Below are 8313 nucleotides of genomic sequence, written 5' to 3'. Positions count from 1 at the left end.
ATGAAGATGCGGAGGGGGTAATCGCGCCCTCCGAAAATGTTTGCGACAGGCCCGTTCAAGAGCTATACAACGACTTGTAAGCGCTCCCACGGGACCCGCAGCCTTGCTGCGAACCCCGTAGCCGATTGTGACCGTTCTCGTATTACGTGCTCCGCTCCCCCTCAAGAGCAGGCTCGTCCGCTCTGCGACCGCGCTTGAACTGCACAACCAGTGGGACGACAAGCGCAAGGATCGCGATTGCAATGAGGGTTGCGGAGATCGGGCGGGTGACAAACACGGATAGGTCGCCTTGGCTGATTGTCATCGCCCGCCGAAACTGCTGCTCCGCGAACGGCCCGAGGATCATGCCTATGATCACCGGGCTCGTCGGAAAATCATAGCGGCGCATGAAGAAGCCGATGATGCCGATAACATAGAGTAGCGCCAAGTCGAATACCGACTGACTGATGCCGTAGGTGCCAATTGTCGCGAACAGCAGGATGCCCGCGTACAGGTATGGCGTCGGGATTTTTAGAACCTGCACCCAAAGCCCCACGAGCGGAAGATTGAGCACCAGAAGAAGGACGTTGCCGATATACAGGCTCGCGATCAGGCCCCACACGAGGTCGGGTTGCGACACGAGCAACTGCGGTCCGGGATTGATGCCGTACGATTGGAACGCGGACAGCATGATTGCAGCTGTGGCAGACGTCGGAAGCCCGAGGGTTAGAAGCGGTACGAATACACCGGCGGCGCTCGCGTTGTTCGCTGCTTCGGGACCCGCAACACCTTCAATGGCGCCGTGACCAAATTCTTCCGGGTGTTTCGACAGCTTCTTTTCGAAGAAGTAAGACAGAAACGTCGGGATCTCGGCCCCACCCGCTGGCATGGCCCCAATCGGGAAGCCGATGCAGGCGCCGCGGAGCCAGGGTTTCCAGGAGCGTGTCCAGTCCTGTCGGTTCATCCATAGCGATCCCTTGATCGGGATAACTTCGTCTTTGCCAGCTCGATACCGAGAAGCAAGATGAAGTGTCTCTCCTACAGCGAAAAGCCCAACGCAAACGATGACCACATCCACCCCGTCAAGCAGAGACATCTGACCGAATGAGAACCGTGCCTGACCTGTCTGGAGGTCCACACCGATCAGGCCGATGAACAGGCCGAGCGCGAGGGCTGTCAGACCACGCACCATCGTCGACCCCAGTACGACGGAGACGGTGACGAATGCCAGGAGCATCAGCGCGAAGTAGTCGGCAGGAGAAAACGTCAGAGCGAATTTGACGATGATCGGCGCGAGCAGAGTAATGCCGACTACACCAAGCGTACCTGCGACGAAGGAACCGATCGCGGCGGTCGCGAGTGCTGGACCTCCTCGCCCTTTGCGTGCCATTTTGTGGCCCTCAAGGGCAGTGACGATGGTCGCGCTTTCGCCTGGCGTGTTGATAAGGATCGAGGTTGTCGATCCGCCGAACATGGCGCCGAAGTAGATACCGGCGAACAAGATAAATGCCGCAGTCGGTTCGACCTGGAACGTGATCGGGAGAAGCATCGCGATCGTCAGAGCGGGACCCAGCCCGGGCAAGACGCCGACGAAGGTGCCAAGCGTTACCCCGATCAGTCCCCACATCAGGTTGACAGGGGTCAGAGCGACGGCGAAGCCGTTGGCAAGTGAAACGAATGAATCCATTAGAAAAGATCCTCGATCAGGCCACTACCCATGCGAAGGTCAAGCACGCGTGCGAACCCGTAGTAGGCAAGAAGAGCAAGAACGAAACCGACGATCGCAGCTAGCCAGAGACGTCGGCTGCCAAATGCCTTGGCGACGAACACGAACATCGCCGTCGAGGCGAGGATGAAGCCAACATAGCTGATCATAACAAGATTGATCGCTAGTCCGCCGATCACCCACATCATAGGCTGTAGATCCGGTCGATCGGCATCCTCGTCTGTCGCCTCGCAGGACCAGGTGCCAGAAAAGACGTCTCGGAACAGAAGACAGCCGAGACCGATCAAGGCGGCCCCGACCGTGTAAGGAAAGATCGTCGGGCCAACTTTCGCATATGTCGGCGGTATGGCGATCTGCATGGTCATGATGACCACGCCGACGCCGAGCGCGATGACGCATAACGCCACCGCTGTGAGTTCAAGATTACGGGATTTCATAAGCTCGGTCTCACGCCAATCCGAGGTCCTTGAGGATGCCGCCAATGCGCCGCGTATCTTCCTCAAGGTATTTGCCAAACTCGTCGCCGGCCAAAAATAGCCTTGTCCAGGAGCGTGTCTTGAGTTCGGACTGCCACTTCTCCTCTGCATCCATCTTGGTGACGAGGTCGATGAGATTGGTTTTCTGCTTATCAGAGAGATCTGGACCAGCGAAGACCGCACGCCAATTCAACAGCTCGACCTCAAGGCCCTGCTCTTTGATCGTCGGGGCATCGATGCCCGCTACACGTTCAGGAGCTGAGAGGCCGAGAACCCGGAGGTTGCCCGCGGCCACCTGCTCGGAGAATTCACCCCATCCGGACACGCCGCAAGTCACCTGATTGCCAAGAAGGGCGGCCATGGCTTCCCCGCCGCCTGCGAAAGCAACGTATGAAATCTTAATTGGGTCGACGCCCGCGGCCTTGGCAACAAGGCCTGCCAGAATGTGGTCACTTCCGCCAGCAGAACCGCCGGCCCAGGATACCGAACCGACGTCCTTCTTCAAGGCTTCGACCAGATCAGACATGGTCTTCAACGGCGAAGCAGCGGGCACCACGATCGCCAGATATTCCCCGGTCAGGCGCGCGATCGGCGTGACCGCCGACAGATCCACAGGAGACTTGTTGGAGATGATAGCGCCGATCATCACCATTCCACCGGTCATGAGCGCGTTGCCGTCGCCCTTGTGCTGATTGATGAACTGCGGGAGACCGATCGTGCCGCCCGCGCCGCCAACGTTGGTGATGCGCGAGTTGCCGATAAGTTTGGCGTTCCGCATGACGGTATCCATCACGCGGGCGGTCTGATCCCAGCCGCCACCGGGCGCTGCCGGAACGAAGATTTCGAGACGCTTGATGGTCTGTGCGCGCGCCATGCTTGGCATTGTCGCCATCACGGTTGCGATGCCCGCGGATGCAAGGAAAGTACGGCGGTTCATTTGGTTTCCTCCCAGGTTTGAACTCGTTGTGTTCCGGATCTCCGGATCGATGTTGTTCGGCCCTCCAAGCCGACGATGGGCGATGCGCCTAAGCAGACGCGCCCTCTTCATTTATGCAAGCTTGCGGGCTTGCTGCTTGCCGAGCGCTGTCTCGTCGGCGATCACGCCAGCAGCAACCATCTTCTCGATGTGGGCTGCGCTATATCCAAGTTCGCTCAGCACTTCCGCGCTATGCTCGCCGCAGCGCGGTATGTCGTGGCGCAAACCAAGGCGCTGGCCATTGAAGTCGATTGGAAGCGTAGGCACCTTGGTCGGGGTGCCATTGGGTAGGACGATATCCACCGTGCCACCTGGCTGGGTGACATGTGGATCGTCGAATAGGTCCTGCGGTTTGGCAATCGGCGCAAACGGCAGCCCGATTTCCTCACAGCGAGCCAAAGCATCGGGCAGCGTCATGCTGTCGAAGATCGCGCGTATCGCCGGCATGAACTTTTCCCGATTGGTCACGCGTTCGGCGTTCGTCTGGAGATCAGGGTCGACCAAGAACTCCTCAAGGCCGAACGACTTGCAGAATGCTGCCCACTGTGTGTCACTGACCACGCCGACAAAGATCTGCTTCCCGTCTCCCGTATTGAAGAGATCGTAGACCGCCCATGCCGAAATCCGTTCGGGCAGGGGGGCGGCAGCCTTTCTCGTGACCGCCATCTGCATCATGTGCTGCGCCACGAGAAAGACGTTGTTCTCGAACAATGCGCTGCGGACGAGCTGTCCTTTTCCTGTCTTCGACCGTTCCTGAAGTGCTGCGAGGATGGCGATGGCGGCAAACATTCCTCCCATCACGTCGTTCACGGACGCGCCTGCGCGCAGCGGTCGTCCTGTGGGCCCCGTCATATACGCTAGCCCGCCCATCATCTGGACAACCTCGTCGAGCGCTGCGCGATGTTCATAGGGTCCGGAAAGGAAGCCCTTGAGAGAGCAATAGATCAGCTCGGAATTGCGCGCGTTTGAGGCATCGTATCCGAAGCCAAGCTTGTCCAGCGCGCCCGGGCGAAAATTTTCGATCAGCACGTCAGACGAGTCTATTAGCTTCTGAGCTGCCGCATGACCGTCTGATGATTTGAGGTCGACGACGAGGCTACGCTTATTTCGATTGAAGGTAGGAAAGAAGCCCGCACCGGAACCATTTAGACGACGCGTGTTGTCGCCGTTTGGATATGGCTCGACCTTCACCACGTCGGCGCCGAGATCAGCCAGGATCATGCCACAGCTCGGTCCCATGATCATGTGCGAGAACTCCACGACCTTAATGCCAGCTAGGGGAAGCGCCGCCGTATCGCGGAAAGGTTCGTTCATAGGCCGTCCTCGAATTCTGTTAGATAGAAATGTGTTCTGTTGAAGAAAAATGAGGAAGTGTTTGCTTGGTGTCAAGCGAATTGCTTGCTGCGCTGCGGCATTGCACGCATGAGAAGCCTCTATCGAGGCACTTTCTAAGAACGGTCGATCAAACAGGTTTGACGTATGCCAGAATTCTATCTAATAGAATGACGTTCTGTTAAAGAGAATTGGAGGAGCAATTTCATGAGACCAGATGGTCGCGACGTCATCGTCAGCGAAGTAGGTCCCCGCGACGGTCTTCAAAGCATTAAGCGCGCTATGCCGACCGCAACGAAGATCGCCTGGATCAACGCCCTCGCTCAATCCGGTCTGTCAGAGATTGAAGTCGGTTCCTTCGTGTCGCCGAAAATGCTGCCTCAAATGGCGGACTGCGGCGAGCTTGTTACGGCTGCTCGAGAGATCCCTGATCTGACAGTCTTGGCGCTCGTACCCAACCTTCGTGGAGCGCAGGCTGCATTCGACGTTCGGACACCGAAGATCACTATGCCTGTCTCGGCTTCGCAGTCCCATAGCATGGCGAACATCAATCGTACGGTGGAGGAAGCTGTTGCTGATGTAGGGCGCGTCAACGACCTCCGCGGCTCGCTGCCGGATGACTATCGTCCGGGCCTGGAAATCGGTATCTCCACCGCGTTCGGATGCACCATCGAAGGCAGCATACCGGAGGACTGGGTTATCAGGCTGGCAGTCATGCTTGCCGAGGCTGGTGCCGATTCCGTCGGCCTATCTGATACCACAGGGTATGGAAACCCGGCGCAAGTAAAACGCCTGTTCTCCCGACTGCGTTCCGAGCTCGGGGATAAGGCAGGTGGGGGTCACTTTCATAACACGCGCGGTCAAGGACTGGCCAATGTGGTTGCCGCGCTCGAGGTGGGTGTCACGACCTTCGATTCCTCCCAGGCTGGCCTTGGGGGGTGCCCCTATGCGCCAGGCGCGACGGGGAACATTGTGACCGAAGATCTCGTATTCATGCTCGAATCCATGGGTCTCAAAACCGGAGTTGATATCGACAAGCTTGTAAGCGCTCGCCCCATCATTCTATCCGGTCTTCCGGGCGAGAATTTGTATGGTCACGTCCAGGATGCAGGCCTGCCAAAGGGCTTTCAATACGCCTGAGCTCAGTGAGCTCTATCCACACACGTCTAAGAGTTAGTGAACCCGCGTCAGTGACCACGGGAATGGTTGCGCGCGAGTTCGGGAGGGTACGCAATGCTGACTTTTCTTGGATATTCGATGGTCGCGACGTTCATGGCGCTGATCATGACCAAGCGCATGACGGCTATGGTCGCGCTGATGGTCGTGCCGATCGTCTTCGGACTCATCGCTGGCGCAGGCACAGACATTGGCAAGATGATGATGGGTGGTCTTGTCAAGTTGGCACCGACCGCAGCCATGCTCTTCTTCGGGATCATCTACTTCTGCATCATGACGGACGCGGGCCTTTTCGACCCGCTTATAAGAGTTGTGGTCAAGACGGCAAAGGGTGACCCTCTCAGGATCATCGTCGGTACTGCCGTCATGGGCACAGTAGTTGCGCTCGACGGCGATGGCGCTACCACCTACGTGATTTGCACGGCCGCGCTTCTCCCTGTTTATCGCCGTCTCGGCATCAGATTGCAGTACATGGCGACGCTGGTCCTCATGTCGATCGGCATCATGAATATCCTACCGTGGGGCGGACCTACCGCGCGGGCCGCCAGTGCGATGCATCTCGATGTGAGTGAAGTCTTTGTCCCGCTCATACTACCCATGCTGACAGGCTTCGCGTACGTTCTCTGTGTCGCCTTCTATTTCGGCGTTAAGGAGCGAAAGAGGATCGGCAGGATCAGCCAGCGCGACATCGCTGCGATTGAGGAGAGCCTGGAGCAAGTGCCGGAATTCCGGCGTCCGCAGATGCTGCCTCTCAACCTCATTCTGACTGTCGTTCTGATCGTCGCCCTGATCCAGGGGCTTCTGCCGCTGCCTATCCTGTTCATGGTAGCAACAGCGATTGCCCTGATCTTGAATTATCCGAGTGTTTCCGAGCAAAAGGAGAGACTGAGCGAGCACGCCTATAATGTCTTGGCGGTAGTGTCCCTCATTTTCGCAGCAGGCATATTTACGGGTATCCTCAACGGCACTGGCATGCTCGACGCAATGTCGAAAAGCCTTCTCTACATAACTCCAGATGCCTTCGGTCCCTACCTCGCCCCTTTCACTGCGGTATTGAGCGGGCCCGCTACATATGCCGTCACCAATGACGCGTTTTATTTCGGGGTGCTACCAATCCTCGCCAAGACCGCAGCGGCCTATGGCATCACAGCTGCAGAAATGGCGCGCGCGTCTCTCGTCGGCCAGCCGCTTCACCTGCTCAGTCCGCTTGTTGCCTCGACCTATCTTCTCGTCGCGCTCCTGGACATCAACTACGGTGAGAACCAGCGTGCCTCGATCCTCTGGGTGATCGGACTGATGTTCGCGATGCTTGCCGGAGCCCTCATCTTCGGCGCAATACCTTTGCGAGGATCGATCGGATGAGCATTGGTGAAGAGTGGCAGATCGAAGACGACGACGGGTTCATCGCGCATGTTGGCCCTGTTTATCACGTTCCCTTTTCTGCGGGCGAAGGGCGCTTCAGGTTCGTTGCAGAACCTAAGCACAGAAACCGCGCCGGGTTCGTACAAGGCGGAATGCTGATGACTTTTGCAGATCGCGCAATGGGACGGACCGCAAGGCAATCAGACGAGAAGAGAGCGCAGGCGACGGCGCAGTTTTCGATGCAGTTCTATGAGCCGGTCAGGATTGGCGAATGCGTCGAGATCGTCTGCACTATCGAGAAACAGACGCGGCATCTGGTGTTCATGAGAGGCGAGCTGTTAGTCAGCGGGCGTCAGGTCGCAAGCGCTACCGGGGTGTGGAAGATCATCGGCTCATAGCCAATACGACGCGGGCGGGCGGCAATCTCCGGATTTCGTTGTCTTGTCGCACCGTGACGCGCTATGCGTTCAAGGCAAGAAGCGGCGATCATTCGGAGACTAGTCAATGGCGGTTCAAAAAGAGCAGAGGGTTGAGGCCGTTGAACGCGCATTGACGATCCTCAATGCCTTCACAGATAGCGATTCTCGCCTGACCCTCAATCAGATAGCGGCAAAGACCGGTTTCTATCCCAGCACGATCCTGCGCCTCGCCGGCTCGCTCGAACGGTTCGGCTATATCAACAGGGAACCCGATGGCCGCTTTCGTCTGGGTTCGACACTGTACCGTCTCGGCAACCAGTATCAGCGAACTTTTAATCTGGCGGAATATGTTCGCCCCGTCCTGCGAAAGCTGGTGGAAGTGACCGAGGAGACCGCCGCGTTTTACATCAAGGATGGGGATCGCCGCATTTGTCTCTATCGGCATCATGCGGATCGTATCTTTAGGCATTACCTTGAGGAAGGTGCTTCCCTCTCACTCGACAAGGGTGCAACCGCCCGTATCCTGATGGCATTCTCCGGGGAACCCGGTGTGTTCTACGATGATATCCGTGGCAAGGGATATTACATTTCCCTCGGCGAGCGAGATCCGGACACTGGAGCGATCGGGGTTCCGGTCTTCGGGGTGGGGAACAATCTGGTAGGCGCGTTGGGCCTCACGGTACAAATGCAGCGATTCACCGCAGAGGCTCAATCTCAACAGCTGGAGGTTTTGATGAGCGAGGCTAGGGACCTATCGATCCGGCTAGGTTCCACGCAGGGTTTCTCCAACCGATAGCAATCAGAAAAAGTTTGGGCCTGTCGCAAATTTTCGGGCTTAACGGTATATTGACCATAGGCATGAAATTT

Annotated in this window: 8 protein-coding genes; 4 read left to right on the top strand and 4 right to left on the bottom strand. The window is 57.5% G+C overall.

Annotation, left to right across the window (positions count from 1 at the left end):
- Positions 1-142: 142 nt before the first annotated feature.
- From QRN60_RS26500 to QRN60_RS26485, 4 genes are all read right to left on the bottom strand, one after another.
- Positions 143-1666, bottom strand: a complete 1524-nt coding sequence (locus QRN60_RS26500) for a tripartite tricarboxylate transporter permease (RefSeq protein WP_111785465.1) — start codon at positions 1664-1666, stop codon at positions 143-145.
- Complete coding sequence (locus tag QRN60_RS26495) at positions 1666-2142, bottom strand: tripartite tricarboxylate transporter TctB family protein (protein WP_111785464.1); 477 nt, start codon at positions 2140-2142, stop codon at positions 1666-1668. Before QRN60_RS26495 ends, QRN60_RS26500 begins: the two co-directional genes overlap by 1 nt.
- 10 nt (positions 2143-2152) lie before the next feature.
- Positions 2153-3118: a Bug family tripartite tricarboxylate transporter substrate binding protein gene (locus QRN60_RS26490; RefSeq protein WP_111785463.1), complete on the bottom strand. Its 966-nt coding sequence runs from the start codon at positions 3116-3118 to the stop codon at positions 2153-2155.
- Between the two features lie 111 nt (positions 3119-3229).
- Positions 3230-4471, bottom strand: coding sequence for a CaiB/BaiF CoA transferase family protein (locus QRN60_RS26485; RefSeq protein ID WP_111785462.1), 1242 nt, complete (start codon positions 4469-4471; stop codon positions 3230-3232).
- Between the two features lie 225 nt (positions 4472-4696).
- Here QRN60_RS26485 and QRN60_RS26480 point away from each other — a divergent pair, with 225 nt between their 5' ends.
- The 4 genes from QRN60_RS26480 to QRN60_RS26465 all read left to right on the top strand — a co-directional run bounded on the left by QRN60_RS26480 (position 4697) and on the right by QRN60_RS26465 (position 8242).
- Positions 4697-5629: a hydroxymethylglutaryl-CoA lyase gene (locus QRN60_RS26480; protein ID WP_111785461.1), complete on the top strand. Its 933-nt coding sequence runs from the start codon at positions 4697-4699 to the stop codon at positions 5627-5629.
- A 93-nt stretch (positions 5630-5722) separates the two neighbouring features.
- Positions 5723-7027 carry a CitMHS family transporter gene (locus QRN60_RS26475; RefSeq protein ID WP_111785460.1) on the top strand — a complete coding sequence of 435 codons (1305 nt, stop codon included), beginning with the start codon at positions 5723-5725 and terminating at the stop codon, positions 7025-7027.
- Positions 7024-7425 carry a PaaI family thioesterase gene (locus tag QRN60_RS26470; protein ID WP_111785459.1) on the top strand — a complete coding sequence of 134 codons (402 nt, stop codon included), beginning with the start codon at positions 7024-7026 and terminating at the stop codon, positions 7423-7425. The genes QRN60_RS26475 and QRN60_RS26470 overlap by 4 nt, the downstream gene beginning before the upstream one ends.
- Before the next feature lie 106 nt (positions 7426-7531).
- Positions 7532-8242 carry an IclR family transcriptional regulator gene (locus tag QRN60_RS26465; protein WP_111785458.1) on the top strand — a complete coding sequence of 237 codons (711 nt, stop codon included), beginning with the start codon at positions 7532-7534 and terminating at the stop codon, positions 8240-8242.
- Positions 8243-8313 lie beyond the last annotated feature (71 nt).

It is taken from the genome of Agrobacterium sp. CFBP2214 (assembly GCF_030209895.1).
GTDB classification, from domain to species: domain Bacteria; phylum Pseudomonadota; class Alphaproteobacteria; order Rhizobiales; family Rhizobiaceae; genus Agrobacterium; species Agrobacterium radiobacter.
Note: the sequence above shows the minus strand (reverse complement) of the source record. Positions and strands in the feature narration are given on the sequence as shown.

Coding starts and splice junctions, on each gene's coding strand:
- QRN60_RS26465 (WP_111785458.1), top strand. CDS start 7,532: ATGGCGGTTCAAAAAGAGCAGAGGGTTGAGGCCGTTGAACGCGCATTG.
- QRN60_RS26470 (WP_111785459.1), top strand. CDS start 7,024: ATGAGCATTGGTGAAGAGTGGCAGATCGAAGACGACGACGGGTTCATC.
- QRN60_RS26490 (WP_111785463.1), bottom strand. CDS start 3,118: ATGAACCGCCGTACTTTCCTTGCATCCGCGGGCATCGCAACCGTGATG.
- QRN60_RS26495 (WP_111785464.1), bottom strand. CDS start 2,142: ATGAAATCCCGTAATCTTGAACTCACAGCGGTGGCGTTATGCGTCATC.
- QRN60_RS26480 (WP_111785461.1), top strand. CDS start 4,697: ATGAGACCAGATGGTCGCGACGTCATCGTCAGCGAAGTAGGTCCCCGC.
- QRN60_RS26500 (WP_111785465.1), bottom strand. CDS start 1,666: ATGGATTCATTCGTTTCACTTGCCAACGGCTTCGCCGTCGCTCTGACC.
- QRN60_RS26475 (WP_111785460.1), top strand. CDS start 5,723: ATGCTGACTTTTCTTGGATATTCGATGGTCGCGACGTTCATGGCGCTG.
- QRN60_RS26485 (WP_111785462.1), bottom strand. CDS start 4,471: ATGAACGAACCTTTCCGCGATACGGCGGCGCTTCCCCTAGCTGGCATT.